The organism is Bradyrhizobium sp. JR4.1, assembly GCF_040548605.1.
Taxonomy (GTDB): domain Bacteria; phylum Pseudomonadota; class Alphaproteobacteria; order Rhizobiales; family Xanthobacteraceae; genus Bradyrhizobium; species Bradyrhizobium canariense.
The window spans coordinates 33026-49967 of sequence record NZ_JBEPRY010000008.1; the positions used below are offsets into that span (position 1 = coordinate 33026).

Sequence of the window (16942 nt, forward strand, 5' to 3'; positions counted from 1 at the left end):
GTCATGGCAGCCCTAAGCATTCGCGCCCTGTCCAAGCGTTACGCCAATCTGGAGGTGCTGAAGGGCATCGATCTCGACATCGAGAGCGGTGAATTCACCGTGCTCGTCGGCCCATCCGGCTGCGGCAAGTCTACGCTGCTCAACATCATCGCCGGGCTCGACCTCCCGAGCTCAGGCACCGTGGAAATCGGCGGACGTGTCGTCAACGACATTCCGCCGAAGGACCGCGACATCGCCATGGTGTTCCAGTCCTACGCGCTCTATCCGTCGATGACGGTGCGCCAGAACATCACCTTCGGCATGGAATGCCGCCACGTAGCGAAGGCGGAGCAGGAAAAGGCGCTGGCGAATGTGGCAAGGCTGCTCCAGATCGAGCCGCTACTCGGCCGCAAGCCGTCGCAGCTCTCCGGCGGCCAGCGCCAGCGTGTGGCGATGGGCCGGGCGCTGGTGCGCGATCCCCTGCTCTTCCTGTTCGACGAGCCGCTCTCCAACCTCGACGCCAAGCTGCGTGTCGAGATGCGAATGGAAATCAAGCGTCTGCACCAGCGCATCGGCGCCACCATCGTCTATGTCACCCACGACCAGATCGAGGCGATGACGATGGCGACGCGCATCGCCGTGATGCATCGAGGCGTGGTGCAGCAGTTTGCCGATCCGGACACCGTGTATCGCTATCCCGCCAATCTGTTCGTGGCCCGTTTCATGGGTTCGCCGCCGATGAACACGATGCCGGCACGGCTGGAGGCTGACGCCAGCGGGCCGGTGGTCGTGATCGGCGCGGGACGGCCGGACGAGGTCCGCCTCCGCCTTGGCCAATATGATGCGGCGGCCCCCTTTGTCGGCCGAGACGTGGTGGTCGGGATCAGGCCGGAATGCATCGCCGAGGGCAGCCGCGTATTTTCCGCCGATCCGCCCGTCGTCGTCAACGCGCCGGTGGAGATGGTCGAGCCGACGGGAGCCGAAACGATCGTGCTGCTGCGGCTTGGCGGCGAGCCTGCGCTGGCGCGCATCACGCCGGATATCCGCCCCACACCGGGCGCCGCCGCCCCGTTCGCGCTCGACACCCGCCGCATCTGCCTGTTCGACCCCGAGACGGAGCGACTGATCGCATGACAAGAACGAGCTATGCCGGTCTTAGGGATCGCGTGGTGTTGATCACCGGTGGCGCCAGCGGCATCGGTGCCGCCTTCGTGCGGGCGTTCGCGGCGCAAGGAGCGCGCGTCGCGTTCCTGGATCTCGATGAAGCAGCCGGCCGTGCGCTGGTCGCGGAAGTGAAGGCCGCGGCCGGGACCGTACCCTTGTTCGTGCCGTGCGACCTCCTCGACATCGACGCCTTGCGCGGCGCCATGGCGCAGGTGCACGGATCGCTTGGCGATGCCGCGGTCCTCGTCAACAACGCCGCCAATGATCAGCGTCAGGTGCTGGGCGAGGTCACCCCGGCCGAGTTCGACTGGATGATCGGCGTCAACCTCAAGCACGTATTCTTTGCCGCGCAAGCGGTGGTGCCACAGATGCAGGCCCGAGGCGGCGGTTCGATCATCAACATGTCGTCGATTGCCTGGATGCGCGGCGCGCCAGGGCTGCCGGTCTACGCCGCGGCAAAGGCCGCGATCGTCGGCTTCACCAACTCCCTGGCCCGGTCGCTCGGGCCCGACCGCATCCGGGTCAACGCGATAGCGCCGGGGATGGTGATCACGGAGCGTCAGCGCCGGCTGTGGTATCCGGACGACCAGGCGATCGCCGAACTGCGCACCCGCCAGGCCATTCCCGACGCGGTAACGCCCGACGACATCGCCAACATGGCGCTGTTCCTCGCCTCCGATGAGAGCCAGCGCATCACGCGCCAATGTTTTCAGGTCGACGCTGGTCTCGGCTAGAGCGTGTACTGACACACCCGAGCTCCCTCATAGAGGTCCGCTCCGTATCCGATAGCAGTCGGGTTGGCGTATCTCACCTTGGGTCCGAGTTGGGCCACAGGAAGACTAATGCAAGACAACATGATGGCTTGAGCGGAAATCTGGCCTATACTCGCTAGAGCCGCCGAGTTGGCGACGTCGCGGCGGCCCCGGAAGGCTTTGCGCGTCAGGGATATGGGCCCAGACGAGTGGTGGAAGGCATTGGGGATTACCGCAAAACAGATGGTGGCTCGCCGCCCGCTCGCAAGCGGCGCAGACGTTCTTTTGACATTCGCAGTGGCACTCGCCTATTTTCTCACCGCGCGGCTGAGCCTTGCATTGCTGGACCCGGCCGATGGTGTTGCCCTATTCTGGCCAGCGGGGGGGGTGGCTTCGGGGATTTTGATCGCGCTTGGTCCTGCGGCACAGCTGCCTGTCGTGCTCGGAGTGGTCGCTGCAACGATTGCGGCTAACCTGCTAGGCGATCGCAACATCTGGAGTTCGTTGTTCTTTGCTGTCACGAACTCCGGTGAAGTCGTCATCATCGCGGGCCTGATCCACCGCTTTTGTGGATCTCCATTCGAGTTGAATGAACTGCGCAGCGTACTTGCGCTATTTGCCGCGACCGGTATTGCAGCGAGCCTTTCCGGCCTTGGTGGTACGGCAGTATTTGCGCTGTTTCACGGGTCGGCTGCGTCCCCGGCGGTGATCTGGCTTCACTGGGTTTCATCTGCCGCAACAGGGACGATTGCGGTGACGCCGCTCGCAATTGGCCTGGCGTCGCTAGCGCGCGCTCCCCCGCCGCGGGGGGAAGTTGCGGAGGGCGTTCTTGCGCTCGGCGTGGTGTCTCTCATATGCGCGCTGCTGGCTTTCTTGCGCAATGAGCCCTGGACTGCGGTGCTGGCGGTCAGCGCACTTTGTCCACTTCTGCTCTGGATCGCGGCTCGCCTTCGTTCAGCGTTCACGGCGATTGCCACGTTCTTATGCTCGACTACGGTCGTCTGGACGACAATCTTCACCATCGGCATTTTCGGGGACGCACGTCTGTCGATCGAAGATCGCGTGCTGACTGCTCAAGCTACCATTCTGGCGATCACATTAGGTGCTCTTGTTCTTGCTGCCCTGTTTAGCGAGCGGAGGCTTCACCATCACGCCATTCTGGAAAGGGAGTCCCGATTGCAGGGCGCTTTAGAAGCGGCAGAATTAGCCGATCGCGCCAAATCGAGCTTTCTTGCTGCGGCAAGCCATGACATGCGCCAGCCATTGCAGACCCTGAAGCTTCTGCAGGCAGCGCTTGAATCGCTCCATTCAAGCGGTGAAGCGCACAATCTTGTCGCTGACATTCGGAAATCGCTGGATACCATGACCAGCATCCTCTCCAGCCTGCTCGATGTGAACAAGCTGGAATCCGGAAAACTGCGTCCATCCGTGAGTGAATTTTCTCTAGTTGAAATTTTCGAGCCGCTCGCTAGAGACTTCGCCGCGTCTGTGCAGGAAAGAGGACTCCGACTGCGCGTTGCACGTTCCGGGCTCATCGTCCGCAGCGACAGCCGAATGCTTGCGGAGATGATCCGCAACCTCTTATCAAATGCAGTCCGATACACTGACCGGGGACAAATTTTGCTTGGATGCCGACGAGTCGGTGACAAGGTTCGCATCGAAGTGTGGGACAGCGGAATCGGTATCACCGAAGATCAACTTCCGCACATATTCGATGAGTACTATCAGGGGACTGATGGCGCGGAACGGGGCGGATTTGGGCTGGGCCTCGCGATCGTAAGGCGGCTTGGAGAAATGCTGGATCACAAGGTCGAGGTGCGTTCTATCGCAGGGAGGGGCACACGGTTTTTCATCGAGGTTCCGCGCGCTCGATCCGGCGCCAATGCGCCAGAAGCGGCGTCGCTGGTGCCCCCTTGCAGTGGTGCCTTCCTGGGCAGCGTTCTCGCGATAGAGGACGAGGCGTCCCTGCGATCGGCGCTGCAGAGATCGTTGAAGGCAAGAGGGATTGACGCCACCGTTATCGCAACGGCGAGCGAAGCCTTGACCCTGATCAAAGAGCAGGGTCTGCGCCCGGATGTACTGCTGTGTGACTACAACCTTCGTGGCTCATCGGATGGCATCGAGACCATTAAGAGCCTGCGTGTCGCCCTTGGCTTGAACCTACCGGCCGTCGTGATGACGGGCGACATCAGGTCGCAAACGATGAAATTGATCTCCGCGCAAGGTCTCACTGTCCTGATCAAGCCCTTCTCGGCCGACGAACTGCTGGACGCTCTGAGAGGCCAGGAGAAGCTATTAACCACTGCGAGGACATCATCCCATTCAGTTGCTGGGCTACCGCAGCGCCATTGATATTAAGAATTTGGATATCCGCGATGTCCGTTCAGGGGCACGAGTCCTCGACCGGCTGCGCGAGGCAGGTCAGCCCTGGCGCCACAAGGAGACACCGACCTCAATTCTAATGTGGCTTCAAGCTCGGATTAACGCCTCTTTGCCAAATCGGATAGCGAGGGTTTGAATGCTGGAATGGCTGGATCCAAGCGGACTAGGGCCGCTTGTGAGTACACGTCCTAGCTAGCCCGCCTGCCCTTTCGCATCGTCGCCAGCACGATGTCGGCGGCGAGCACGCTCGGCGATTTGTTGCCGGTCGACATGATCGTATCGAGCTGGGCGAACGCTTCCACCTGCTGCCGGCGCAGTGGTGAATCGGTCAGAAGCTCCGAGAGCGCGGGCGCCAGCTTCTCCGGCGTGCAGTCTTCCTGCAGGAACTCCGGGATGACATCCTTGCCGATCACGAGATTGGCGAGGATCACCGAAGAGACGCGGATCGCGCGGCGCAGGATGAAGGCTTCGATCGCGCCGACGCGATAGGCCGTCACCATCGGGATGCCCGACAGCGCGAGCTCCAGCGTCACCGTGCCGGATTTTGCCAGGGCCGCGCGCGCGATGCGGAAGGCGGCGCGCTTCTCGTTCTCGCCGACCACGATCTGAGGCTTGACCGGCCAGTTCGCGATGCCTTCGCGAATACTGGCTTCGAGATGCGGCATGGTCGGCAGCATCAGTTCGAACGCGCGGCCGTCCGTCTGCAATCGGCCGAGCGTCGCGCCGAACACGTCGAGATGGTGCCTGATCTCGCTGCGGCGGCTGCCGGGCAATACCAGCAACACCGGCGGCTCGCCGTCGCGGCGCGCCCGCTCGTCGGCGTTCGGCCGCAACGAGGGCAATTGCTCGATCAGGGGATGGCCGACATAGCTGCATGGCGGACCGCCGAGCTTGCGATATTCCTCCGGCTCGAACGGCAACAGGCCGAGCACATGGTCGACATAGCCGAGCATGGTCCGCGCCCGCCCCGGCCGCCAGGCCCAGAGCTGCGGCGAGACGTAGTCGACGATCGGGATCGCCGGATTGCGCGCCCGCACGCGGCGGGCGACACGGTGGGTGAAGTCGGGGCTGTCGATGATGACGAGCGCGTCCGGCGCGGCTTCGGTCACGGCCTCCGCGGTCTCGCGGATCAGCCGCAGGATCTTCGGCAGTTGCTGCACGACCGCGGCGAAGCCCACGATCGAGAGCTGCTCGATCGGAAACAGCGTCTCCAGCCCCTGGCGCGCCATGGTGTGGCCGCCGACGCCCACGAACTGCACGCCGTCGCCGAGGCGCTGGCGCAGCACCTTCATCAAGGCGCTGCCGAGCCGGTCGCCGGATTCCTCCGTGGCGATCAGGAAGATCTTGCGCTTGGGATCGCGGCCTTGCATCACGCCGGCAGGCCGATGACGAAGAGATATTTGGCGTCGGCGAGCGCGATCATCGCCTCCGGCTCGGCGGCGATGGTGTTGCCGGCAACGACGGCGATCCCGGCCAGCCCTGCGGCGGCGACGCCCTCGAGGGTGCGCGGGCCGATCGTCGGCAGGTCGAAGCGCAGATCCTGCCCGCTCTTTGGGACCTTCACCAGCACGCCCCGCCCGGTGGCGGCGCGGATGCGGCCCTCTTCGCGCAGGCGCGCCACGCGCGCGAGCAGCGCATCGGTGCCCTCGATGTCCTCGACCGCCACCACATGGCCGTCGATCACGACCGCGGCCTGGCCGATGTCGAACGGACCGAGCGCGGTCAGCACCGCGCGCCCGCGCTCGATGTCGGTCTTGCCGGTGTCGCTCGGCCAGGCGCGGCTGATGCAGCCCTCGGGCATCAAGAGATCGGGCGCGACATCCTTGATGCCGACCATGCGAAAGCCGCCCTGCTCGAGAATGCGCCCGACGCCGGACAACAAATGATCGTCGCCGCCGCGGAAAGCGCGGATGACATTGCCGAGCAGCCGGAGCGTCGTGAAGTCGACCCGGACCTCCGAGAGCGAAGGCCGTACCAGCGTGCCGATGAAGATCAGGTCGCGGCAGCCCTCCTCGCGAAACAGCCGCATGGCGCGGCCGAGCTGGCCGACCGAGATCCAGCGATGACGGAATTTCTCCACCCGTGCCGGGTCACAGGCGCCACGAAGAGGAAACAGCACCGGCGTGATGCCGCGGGCGGCGAGCGATTCGGCAACAGCGAACGGCATTGCGCCGCCGCCAGCGACGACGCCGACCGTCGATGAAATTTCCGAAGCCGCCGATGTCATGCCCGGGGCCATCCCATCATCACTTCGCGATGGCGGGAAGACAGAGCGGGCGCTTGCCCTTGCCGATGAAGTCGAGGATTTCACCGATCGCCGGATCTTCACCGGCGAGCGGCCGCGCCGCCTCCAGGCGTTCGGCAAAGGTAGCGGGGCCATGGAAGAGCTTCTGATAGAACGCGCGCACGGTCGCAAGCCGCTGCTTGGTGAACTTGCGCCGCTTCATGCCGATCAGGTTGAGGCTCTCAAGCACCGCATATTGGCCGTTGACCAGCCCGTACGGGATGACGTCGTCGCGCACGCCGCAGACACCGCCAACCATCACATAGGGGCCGATGCGGGTGAACTGATGCACTGCGGACAGGCCGCCGATATAGACGGCGTCACCGATCTCGCAATGGCCGCCGAGCGTCGCCGAGGTTGCGAAGATCACGTTGTTGCCGACCATGCAGTCATGCCCGACATGACTGTTGTTCATGAAATAGCCGTCGTTGCCGACGCGCGTCAGGCCACCGCCCTTGATGGTGCCGACATTCATGGTCGCGCCTTCGCGGATGGTGCAGCCCGAGCCGATCTCAAGCTTCGTGGGCTCGCCCTTGTAGCTGAGATCCTGGGGCGCGCCGCCCAGCACCGCGAACGGCGAGATCACGCAGCCATCTCCGATCGAGGTGTGGCCGATGACGGTGACCTGTCCGATCAGCTTGCAGTTACTGCCGATCACGACATGCGCACCGATGATGCAATAGGGTCCGATCTCGGTGCCCTCGCCGATCACGGCGCCGTCCGCGATCCGTGCGGTGGGATCAATCTTACTCATCAAGCAATCTGACTCATCAAGAAGGTCTGATTAGGTGTTGAAGTCGCTCGGTTTTCCGCTGGTTAGCGCGACTATGCCCGATCTGTCCAGTGACGTATGATCTCTCCCTGTTTCAAGTGCCGGATGAGGCAGCCTTCCCAGTTCGTCATCAAGTTCACGCGGAGCTTCAGGTATCGTGGTCGGGGCCCTGGCACTTCTATTCGCACAGCTCGCCGTCGCGCCGATCGTGCCCGAGACGATCGAGACCGGCGAACACCGCCTCGTCGATCTCAAGACATTCGAATGCCGCGACATTACCCGCAGCACGGTGCTCCATCGGGTCTGTTACGACCGGGCGCAGCAGGCCCTCGTCGTGGCAGTGCACGGCGCTCATGACCGCTATTGCGGCGTGCCGGTCGACACGGTTGAGCGCCTGCTGGGCGCACCGTCCATGGGCCAGTTCTTCAACCAGAACATCAAGCGCGAGGTCAGCGGCGGCCGCTACGCGTGTCCTGCACGCCAGCGCATCCAGAGGAGTTGATCCCGCTCAGTCGGTCAGCATGGCGCCGACATCGGCCTCCGCAACCACCTGGCCGTTGACCTTGGCGTCGCCGTGAAACCACCACATGGCCTTGCGGCGGCCGATCGAGCGCATGTGGTATTCGATGGTATCGCCGGGCAGCACCGGCTTGCGGAACTTGCACTTGTCGATGGTCAGGAAATACACCGCGCGCGGCTTGTCGGTGCCCTCGACCGACTTGATGCCGATCACACCGGCAGTCTGCGCCATCGCTTCGATCATCATGACGCCGGGGTAGACCGGGCGATCAGGAAAGTGGCCCTGGAACGGCGGTTCGTTGAAGGTGACGTTCTTGATGCCGATGCCGCTGTAATCGGTGCGGATGTTGATCACGCGATCGATCAGCAGCATCGGAAAACGGTGCGGGAGCGTTTGCAGGATCATGTTGATGTCCACAAGCTCGAACCTGATCGGTGCTTCGTCCGTCACTCCCGTTCCTCCTGCTTCGGATCGGCCTTGCTGTCGCGCGCCAGGCGCTCGACCGCCAAAATTTCCTTGAACCACTGCCTGGTCGGCTTGGCAAAAAAACCACCCCAACGTCCGTTGGGAGGGACGTCGTCCTTGACGCCGCTCATGGCAGTCACCTGAGCTCCATCCCCGATCTTGACGTGATTGTTGATGCCCACCTTCGCTCCCAGCGCCACGTTGTCGCCGAGGGTGAGGCTGCCGGCAAGGCCGATCTGGGCTGCCAGCAGGCAGTGCCGGCCAATGGTCACATTGTGGCCGATCTGGACCTGATTGTCGATTTTGGTCCCCTCGCCGATCACGGTGTCGCGCAAGGAGCCCCGATCAATGGTGGTGCCGGCGCCGACCTCCACGTTGTTCTGAATCAGCACGCGGCCGGTCTGGGGCACTTTCAGGTGGCCCTCGGGGCCGAAGAAGATGAAGCCGTAGCCGTCCTGGCCGATCGAGCAGCCGGGGTGGATCAGTACGTCGTTGCCGATCAGCGCGCACTGGATGGCGGTGCGTGCGCCGACATTGCAGTCCCGGCCGATCTTGACGCCGGGGCCGATCACGGCCCCCACACCGATCACCGTGCCACTGCCGATCTCCACGTCAGGACCGATCACGGCCAGGGGATCGACGATCACGCCGTCCTCAAGCCTGGCGGTGGGGTCGATGATGGCCGACGTCGCGATGCCGTCGTTGCCGGTCCAGGATTGCGGCCGGAGCGCATCGCCATGCCACTCCCGCGCGATCCTGACGAAGGCGCGGAACGGCTGTGGCGCCCGCAGCACGGTGACATGCGCGGGCACCCGGGCCTCGAAGCGTGGGCTCACCAGGCAAGCACCGGCCTTGGTCGCCTTGAGCTCATCGGCATATTTGAGATTGTCGAAGAACGTCAGGTGCATCGGGCCGGCTTCGTCGAGCGAAGCAAGGCCCCTGATGATTTGGCCGCCCCTGGCGGGATCGACCAGCTCCGCCTTGGTCAGCGTGGCTATGTCGGCCAGCGCTGAGGCGGGCGGCTGTGTGAAGAAGGTCGGCTGCGCCATTCCACCCCGTCGCGGTCCGGCTTCGGCATGAAGCGGCCAAGCTGCATCATGCCTCATCTCCTGGATTGGCACGATCCCTTTCGGAAACCGGCTCCGGTGGTCCGGATCGTGCCGTGCTGTTCGAATTAGAACGAGGTGCCGCCGCCGAACCGGAACTCCTGCGTACGGTCGTACTTGCCCTTGGTCAGCGGCACGGCGTAGTCGAAGCGCAGCGGACCGAACGGCGAGGCCCAGATCAAGCCGACGCCGACCGACGACCGGACCGCATTGCCGTTGTCATACACCAGGCCGGTGCAGGTTCCAGCCGAAGCTGGATTGACGGTCGACGGCGTGCAGCTCGAGTTCTTGGTCGTGGTCATTTCGTTGGTCACCGACCACGTCGTCGGGCCCTGATAGTCGAACAATCCGCCGGCATCAGCGTAGACGGCGCCCTTCAGACCCACTTCCTTGGGCAGGAACCAGAACGGCATCTGCAATTCGAGCGAAGCACCCCAATATTTGGTGCCGCCAAGCGCGTCCTGCGTACCGAAGGGGTTCAAATCGCGCGGTCCGATGCCGTTCGGGGCAAAGCCGCGGACGAGGTTCGGGCCCATCTGGAAGTGATCGAGCATGCGCAGATCGCTGCCCATCTTGTTCAGCATGCCCCCCTGGATGCGAGCGAGGCCGACGATATCGGACACCAGCGGAGTGTAGTACTTCGCGTCCACCACAGTCTTCAGGTAGGAGACGTCGCCGCCGACACCGGCGAAGTCCTGCCGGAAATCGACCAGCAGACCGTCGGTGGGGTTCTTGTTGTTGTCGAGCGTGTTGTAGCTCAGCGTATAGCCAAGCGCCGAGGTCAGGGTCTTGCCGTTGGCAAGTTCCTTGCGCACCGGCAGCGAGGCTTCACCGTCGCTGTAGCAGCCGAGGCCGTTGGTGGAGCTCAGGTCGATGCCGTTTGCATTGGCGAAGGCCGGGCTCGGATTGAAAGCCGCCGAACCCACATTGTTGTTACAGTTCGCCAGGTAGGACGGCAGCGTGATTTCCTGCCGGTAGATCGAGTAGCGCACCTGCAGCGACAGATCTTCACGCAGCGAGAAACCGAGGCGCGGCGAGAAGCCGAGCGTCTTGGTGCCGTACGAGATGTAGCTGTTGGACTTCTGCTCGCGCTGATAGAGGTCGAGACCCAGCGCGACCCGGTAGTCGAGCAGATAGGGTTCGACGAACGACAGCGAGTAGCCGCGGGCATACTGGCCGTAGGTCACCGCCGCCTTGGCGAACAGGCCGCGGCCGAGCAAATTGCGTTCGGACACCGAGACTTCGGCCAGCGCGCCGTCGGTGGTGGAATAACCACCCGAGACCGAGAAGTCGCCGGTCGATTTCTCTTCCATGTCCACGAGCAGGATCACGCGGTCGCTCGACGAGCCGGGCTCCGTCGTGATCTTCACGCTCTTGAAATAGTCGAGGTTCTTCAAGCGGCGCTCGGCACGGTCGACCAGCGCGCGGTTGTAGGCATCGCCCTCGGAGACGTCGAACTCGCGACGAATCACGTAGTCACGCGTGCGGGTGTTGCCGCGCAGGTTGATGCGCTCGATATAGGTGCGCGGGCCCTCGTCGATGTTGAACACGACCGACACGGTGTGCGCCTCGAAGTTGCGGTCGCCGCCGGGACGGACCACGGCAAAGGCATAACCGCGCCGCGAGGCTTCGATCTGCATCTCCTCGACCGATTTCTCGACCGATTCGACGTTGTAGAGCGAACCGACATTGACGCGCGAATAGTTGCGCATCGAGGTGGGATCGAAGTTGGGAATGCTGGAGCGGAAGTCGATCGAGCCGACCCGGTATTGCGAGCCTTCCTCGATCTTGAAGGTAACGTTGAAGCCCTTCTTCTCCGGATCGTATTCGGTGAGCGCGGCCACGACCTGGACGTCGGCGAAACCGTTCTTGAGATAGAAGCGGCGGATCAGGTCGCGGTCGGCCTCGACCCGATCGGGATCGTAGATGTCGCTGCTGGCGAGGAAGCTCAGCAGGTTCGATTCGTGCGTCTTGATGACGTCGCGCAGGCGGTACGACGAGTACGCGTTGTTGCCGACGAACTCGATCGACTTGACGCCGGTCTTGGCGCCCTCCTCGACCGTGAAGACGAGATCGACGCGGTTGTTCGGCTGCTCGATGACTTCAGGCGTGACGCGGACGTCGTAGCGGCCGGAACGGCGATAGATTTCGGCGATTCGCAGCGTGTCGGACTGCACCATGGCGCGGGAGAAGGTGCCGCGCGCCTTGGACTGGACTTCACCAGTGAGCTGCTCGTCCTTGATCTTCTTGTTGCCCTCGAAGGCAATGCGGCCGATCACCGGGTTTTCCACCACGGAGACGACGATCTGGCCACCGGCACCGCGGTTGATCCTGACGTCCTGGAACAGGCCGGTCTCGATCAACGCCTTGAGGCCGTCGTCGATAGCGCCTTGATCGAGGCGACCGCCGGGACCCGGCTTGAAATAGGAGCGGATCGTCTCCACCTCGACCCTGCGATTTCCTTCAACGGAAATCGACTGCACGGTCTGAGCAAGCGCAGACGAAGACACAAAGGCAGCCCCAACCGGGGCAAGCACCGGCGCGCCGAACATGATCAGGGTTGCGAGCAAGCCCCCCCGGAGTCGCAGTCCAAACTTCATTGCGCAACGCGCCCTTATCATTCCGTACCAGACCCAACCCCGGTCTGGAGATTCCCCAAGTTCAAGCCGCTTGTAGACAATTTCACCGACGCCGCAAACGGTCGAGCGCGCCGTAATTTCATTTTCATTCCAAGACGTTGCCCAAGAGCAACGCCCGACAACGCCACAAAAAAGCCCCTATCAGGATGAGGCCATCCGGAGGATGTCGTTATAGGTCGCAAACACCATCAACATCAGCACCAAGCCGAGCCCGATTCGGAACCCCATCTCCTGAGTCCGCTCGGACAGGGGCCGACCACGGGCGACCTCCGCCGCATAGAACATAAGGTGACCGCCATCGAGCAGCGGGATCGGGAACAGATTCAACAGACCGATCGACACCGACAGCACCGCGCAGAGGTTGATCACGAACTGGAACCCGGCGCTGGCCGCCTGCCCCGACATCTTGGCAATGCCGAGCACGCCGCTGACCTCGTTCGGATTGCCGTTCCCCACGAACAACGAGCCCAGGAATTTGAAGGTGCTGGTGATGATGAACCAGACCTGTTCAACCCCGATCTTGAGCGCTTCGCCGACGCCGACCGGCGAAGTCGAGACTTCACCGGCCTGAGACTTGTGCTCGATGCCGAGCACGCCGAGACGGTGGCTGTTGCCGAAGGGATCCTTGCGCTCGAGCAGCGCCGGCGTCGCGGTCAGCGACACGATGGTGCCGTCCCTCTTGACCTGGAAGGCAAGCGGCGAACCGGCATTCATCGCAACCATGCGCTGCATATCGGCAAAGCTTTCGATCGGCTTGCCATCGATCTGGACGACGACGTCGCCAATCTTGAAGCCGGCTGCCGCCGCAGCGCCGTCGGCGACGACACCGTCGACGCGCGCGATCGTGCTCGGCTTGCCGTAATACAGCGCCATGCCGGCGAAGATCAGCGCGCCCAGGATGAAATTGGCGATCGGTCCGGCGGCAACGATGGCGGCGCGCGGGCCGACCTTCTTATGATGGAAGCTGCCGGCGCGCTCCTCGGCCGTCATGGCCGCAAGCTTCTCCGGCGAGGGCGTCGAAGCCTCGCTCTCGTCGCCGAAGAACTTGACGTAGCCGCCGAGCGGGATCGCCGAGATCTTCCACCGGGTGCCATGACGGTCGTTGAAGCCGACCAGCTCAGGTCCGAAACCGAGCGAAAAAGTTAACACGCGAACGCCTGCCCAGCGCGCGACCAGGAAATGGCCGAGCTCATGGAAGAACACGACGATAGTCAGGACGAACAGGAAGGGAACCGCGTAGCCGAGGAGCCCATGGCTCAACGTATTGAAACTATGGACGAAAAAGTCAATCATCGAATTCCCTCATCCAGCGCCGCAAGGCCCTGGCCCCGAACCATCTAGGATGCCTTTAAGGCAATTTGAGGCAATAGGGCGGCAGCCCTATTTCGCGCAACATGGTCAACAGCGATTGCATCGTCCGCTGACGTCAGCGGGGCTTGATTCCCGCCACGAACCCAGTCGTCCAGCGTCGCCTCCACCAGCCGGGCAATCGCGCCGAACCGGATCTTGCCCGCGATGAAGGCGGCGACCGCGACCTCGTTGGCGGCGTTGTAGACGGTGGTCGCCCCCTTCCCGGTCCGGAGCGAATCGAAGGCCAGGCGCAGGCCGGGGAAGCGCTCGAAATCCGGCGCCTCGAAGGTCAATTGGCCGATCTTGGCCAGATCGAGCTTGGCGGCCGGCCCCTTGATGCGGTCGGGCCAGCCGAGGCAATGCGCGATCGGCGTGCGCATGTCGGGTGCGCCGAGCTGGGCCACGACCGAGCGATCGGAGAACTCGACCATGCCGTGAATGATTGACTGCGGATGAACGAGGACGTCGATCTCGTCGGGCGAGAGCGCGAACAGATAGGAAGCCTCGATCACCTCGAGCCCTTTGTTCATCATCGAGGCGGAATCGATCGTGATCTTCTGGCCCATGCTCCAGTTCGGATGCTTCAGGGCTTGCTCGAGTGTCGCCTGCTCGATGTCGGCAGGCTTCCAGGTCCGGAACGGGCCGCCGGAGGCCGTGATGATGACACGGACGAGCTCGTCGCGATTGCCCGAGGCGAGCGCCTGGAACAGCGCATTGTGCTCGGAATCCGCAGGCAGGATGCAGGCGCCCGCTTTCGCCGCGCGCTGCATGAAGAAATCGCCGGCGCAGACGAGACATTCCTTGTTCGCAAGCGCGACATGCGCGCCGCGGTCGACCGCCGCCAGTGCCGGCTTCAGCCCGGCCGCGCCACTCACGGCGGCCATCACCCAATCGGCCGGACGCGCGCCGGCCTCGATCACTGCGCTTTCACCGGCGCCGCATTCGGTGCCGGTGCCCGCGAGCGCGGCCTTGAGCTCGGCAAATTTTGAGGTGTCGGCGATCGCGACGAAGCGCGCCGAAAACTCCTTGGCGAGCTTTGCCAGCGCTTCGACATTGCTGTTCGCCGTCAGCGCCTCGACACGGTAGCGCTCGGGAGAGGCGCGCAGCAGATCCATCGTGCTGTCGCCGATCGAGCCGGTGGCGCCGAGAACCGTGACGCTGCGGACGGTCGATGCCGCAGCCTTGTTGTTACGCAATGGAACCGCGCTCATATGTTCACCAAACCATAAGACCGCTTCCGGCGCTATGCACACCATGGCGAAGGAAGCCGATAATCCATGCCACCAGGATGGCAGCGACAAAACCGTCCAGACGGTCCAATAGCCCGCCGTGGCCAGGAATTAAATGACTGGAATCCTTGACATCGAAGCGCCGCTTGACCGCGGATTCGAACAGATCGCCGCAGGCCGACACGACCGACAGAGCCGCGGCGACGAGCAGCAATGGAGCCATCTTTCCGATCCCGCAAGCGGCAAAGCCGGCCGCGACCAAAAGGCTTGCGGCAAAGCCGCCGAGCGCCCCTGCCCAGGTCTTCTTCGGGCTGACGCGCGGCCACAGCTTCGGTCCGCCAATGCCGCGGCCGGCGAAATAGCCGCCGATATCGGTCGCCCACACCACGAGCAGCACGAACATCAGCGCGGCGAAGCCGTTCACGAGATCCTTCCGCAGCAGGATCGAGGCCAGTAGCGCCGCCGACGCATAGGCGAATCCGGAGGCCGCCCAGACGAACTTGCCCCGCGCGATCACCGTCACGATCGCCCCGCCAATCAAGCCGGTGATGATTGCGGTCTTCAGCGCGCCGAAGGCAACGCACAAGCCCATCGTGGCGATGACGATCGTTCCCGCCCCGGTCAGCGCGGTCGAGCCTGCGCCCACCACCATCAGCCATTCCGCGAACAGTCCGATCGACACCAGGGTGACGAGAAGCGCCCACAGCCAGCCGCCGGCATAAGCGAGCGCAATGGCGAGCGGCGCCAGCACCAGCGCTGCGAGGATTCGCATCACGAGATTGCTCGGGGCAGGCTGAGAGCCGGCCGGTGCGGAGTCGGGTTCGCTCACGAGGCGGTTTTCGCGACCAGGCCGCCGAAACGGCGCTCGCGCCTGGCGAATTCGGCGATTGCGCCTTCCAGCGCCGCCTTGTCGAAATCGGGCCAGTGAATCGGCACGAAGACGAGCTCGCTATAGGCGGCCTGCCACATCAGGAAGTTCGACAGCCGCTGCTCGCCACTGGTGCGGATGATGAGATCGGGGTCGGGAATGTCGGGCGCGTCGAGATGCGCCCCCAATGTCTCGGCATCGATCGTGTCGGGATTGCGCCGGCCCTCGGCGACTTCGCGCGCGAGCTTCTGCGCCGCCTTCGCGATCTCGTGCCGCGAGCCGTAATTGAAGGCGACGACGAGCGTGAGGCGCGTGTTATCGCGCGTCAGCTCCTCCGCCTCGTTGAGAAGCGCGCAGATGTCGCCCTCCAGCCCGTCCCGCTCGCCGATGATACGTACCCTGACGCCGTCGCGATGCAGGCTCGCCAGATCATTGCGGATGAAGCGGCGCAACAGGCCGAACAGATCGCCGATCTCGCTCGCCGGGCGCGACCAGTTTTCCGAGCTGAAGGAGAAGATGGTGAGATAGCGGATGCCAAGCTCATGCGACGCGCGAACCACGCGGCGCAGGGCCTCCACGCCGCGGCGATGGCCTTCCGCCCGTGGCAAGCCGCGCGCGGCCGCCCAACGTCCGTTGCCATCCATGATGATGGCGACATGCGCAGGCGCATCGGACCGATCGGGTCCTTCCGTTGCGGGCGCGGCGGCGTTGGACATGAGGCTGCCTTAAAGCATGATCCGGAAGAGTGCGACGCGGTTTTCCGAAAAGATCATGCGCGAACAATAACCTAAAGCGCGATCCATCGCGTTTAGACGGTGAGGATTTCTTTTTCCTTGGCGGCCAGCAACTGGTCGATCTCGGAGATCGTGCCGTCGGTCGCCTTCTGCACCTCGTCGGCGTGACGCTTCTGATCGTCCTCGGACATCTCGTGATTCTTCTCGAGCTTCTTGAGAACGTCGAGACCGTCGCGACGGACATGGCGCGCGGCGACTTTGGCGGCTTCCGCATATTTGTGCGCGACCTTGACGAGCTCCTTGCGACGCTCCTCGTTGAGCTCGGGGATGCGCAGGCGCAGCACCTGGCCTTCGGTCGCCGGCGACAGGCCGAGATTGGAATCGACGATCGCCTTTTCCACCGCCTTGACCATCGACTTGTCCCAGACCTGCACCGAGATCAGGCGCGGCTCCGGCACGCTGACGGTGGCGAGCTGGTTCAGCGGCATGTGGCTGCCATAGGCGTCGACCTGCACCGGATCGAGCATCGAGGCGGAGGCGCGACCGGTGCGCAGGCCGCCAAGTTCGTGCTTGAGCGACTGGATCGCCCCCTGCATGCGGCGCTTCACTTCGTTGAGATCGAAATTATCCGTGGCCATCACGTTTCTCCTTCAAAATCCCGGCGACCTCTCCGCACCCCTTCTCTTAGGGTGCAACGA

General features: G+C 63.6%; 15 protein-coding genes. 4 read left to right on the forward strand and 11 right to left on the reverse strand.

All coding sequences use genetic code 11. The features are described from left to right. Nucleotides 1-3 precede the first annotated feature (3 nt). From ABIB90_RS18050 to ABIB90_RS18060, 3 genes are all read left to right on the forward strand, one after another. On the forward strand, nt 4-1113 hold the full coding sequence (locus ABIB90_RS18050) for an ABC transporter ATP-binding protein (RefSeq protein ID WP_219682189.1): 1110 nt from the start codon (nt 4-6) through the stop codon (nt 1111-1113). Further along, nucleotides 1110-1877, forward strand: coding sequence for an SDR family NAD(P)-dependent oxidoreductase (locus tag ABIB90_RS18055; RefSeq protein WP_354164218.1), 768 nt, complete (start codon nt 1110-1112; stop codon nt 1875-1877). Before ABIB90_RS18050 ends, ABIB90_RS18055 begins: the two co-directional genes overlap by 4 nt. Nucleotides 1878-2117: 240 nt before the next feature. Next, a complete protein-coding gene (locus ABIB90_RS18060; RefSeq protein WP_198288288.1) occupies nt 2118-4247 on the forward strand; it encodes a sensor histidine kinase in 2130 nt (709 codons plus the stop codon). Nucleotides 4248-4465: 218 nt separating this feature from the next. On the opposite strand, the gene lpxB is transcribed toward ABIB90_RS18060, so the two are convergent. From lpxB to lpxA, 3 genes are read right to left on the reverse strand one after another with little or no spacing between them, the layout of a single operon-like run. Further along, on the reverse strand, nt 4466-5650 hold the full coding sequence (lpxB, locus tag ABIB90_RS18065) for a lipid-A-disaccharide synthase (protein ID WP_354164215.1): 1185 nt from the start codon (nt 5648-5650) through the stop codon (nt 4466-4468). Then, nucleotides 5647-6504, reverse strand: coding sequence for an LpxI family protein (locus ABIB90_RS18070; protein WP_354164212.1), 858 nt, complete (start codon nt 6502-6504; stop codon nt 5647-5649). Before ABIB90_RS18070 ends, lpxB begins: the two co-directional genes overlap by 4 nt. Nucleotides 6505-6523: 19 nt before the next feature. Further along, a complete protein-coding gene (gene lpxA / locus ABIB90_RS18075; protein WP_354164209.1) occupies nt 6524-7315 on the reverse strand; it encodes an acyl-ACP--UDP-N-acetylglucosamine O-acyltransferase in 792 nt (263 codons plus the stop codon). Between the two features lie 175 nt (nt 7316-7490). On the opposite strand from lpxA, the gene ABIB90_RS18080 reads away from it, so the two are divergent. Then, a complete protein-coding gene (locus tag ABIB90_RS18080) occupies nt 7491-7835 on the forward strand; it encodes a KTSC domain-containing protein (RefSeq protein ID WP_354164206.1) in 345 nt (114 codons plus the stop codon). A 6-nt stretch (nt 7836-7841) separates the two neighbouring features. On the opposite strand, the gene fabZ is transcribed toward ABIB90_RS18080, so the two are convergent. The 8 genes from fabZ to frr all read right to left on the reverse strand — a co-directional run bounded on the left by fabZ (nt 7842) and on the right by frr (nt 16882). Continuing rightward, the gene (fabZ, locus tag ABIB90_RS18085) at nt 7842-8303 is read right to left on the reverse strand and encodes a 3-hydroxyacyl-ACP dehydratase FabZ (protein WP_354059046.1); all 462 of its coding nucleotides are present in this window, start codon (nt 8301-8303) and stop codon (nt 7842-7844) included. Further along, the gene (gene lpxD, locus ABIB90_RS18090) at nt 8300-9367 is read right to left on the reverse strand and encodes a UDP-3-O-(3-hydroxymyristoyl)glucosamine N-acyltransferase (protein WP_354164202.1); all 1068 of its coding nucleotides are present in this window, start codon (nt 9365-9367) and stop codon (nt 8300-8302) included. The genes fabZ and lpxD overlap by 4 nt, the downstream gene beginning before the upstream one ends. A 125-nt stretch (nt 9368-9492) precedes the next feature. Next, nucleotides 9493-12024, reverse strand: a complete 2532-nt coding sequence (gene bamA, locus ABIB90_RS18095) for an outer membrane protein assembly factor BamA (RefSeq protein WP_354164199.1) — start codon at nt 12022-12024, stop codon at nt 9493-9495. A 180-nt stretch (nt 12025-12204) separates the two neighbouring features. Next, the gene (gene rseP / locus ABIB90_RS18100) at nt 12205-13356 is read right to left on the reverse strand and encodes an RIP metalloprotease RseP (RefSeq protein ID WP_354164196.1); all 1152 of its coding nucleotides are present in this window, start codon (nt 13354-13356) and stop codon (nt 12205-12207) included. Between the two features lie 44 nt (nt 13357-13400). Next, the gene (gene dxr, locus ABIB90_RS18105) at nt 13401-14624 is read right to left on the reverse strand and encodes a 1-deoxy-D-xylulose-5-phosphate reductoisomerase (RefSeq protein ID WP_219682195.1); all 1224 of its coding nucleotides are present in this window, start codon (nt 14622-14624) and stop codon (nt 13401-13403) included. Nucleotides 14625-14628: 4 nt separating this feature from the next. Next, nucleotides 14629-15471, reverse strand: coding sequence for a phosphatidate cytidylyltransferase (locus ABIB90_RS18110; RefSeq protein WP_035994818.1), 843 nt, complete (start codon nt 15469-15471; stop codon nt 14629-14631). Beyond that, nucleotides 15468-16226 carry an isoprenyl transferase gene (locus tag ABIB90_RS18115; RefSeq protein WP_007603629.1) on the reverse strand — a complete coding sequence of 253 codons (759 nt, stop codon included), beginning with the start codon at nt 16224-16226 and terminating at the stop codon, nt 15468-15470. Before ABIB90_RS18115 ends, ABIB90_RS18110 begins: the two co-directional genes overlap by 4 nt. A gap of 92 nt (nt 16227-16318) precedes the next feature. Beyond that, entirely contained in the window at nt 16319-16882 is a 564-nt protein-coding gene (gene frr / locus ABIB90_RS18120; protein WP_007603628.1) for a ribosome recycling factor, read from the reverse strand. Nucleotides 16883-16942: the final 60 nt, after the last annotated feature.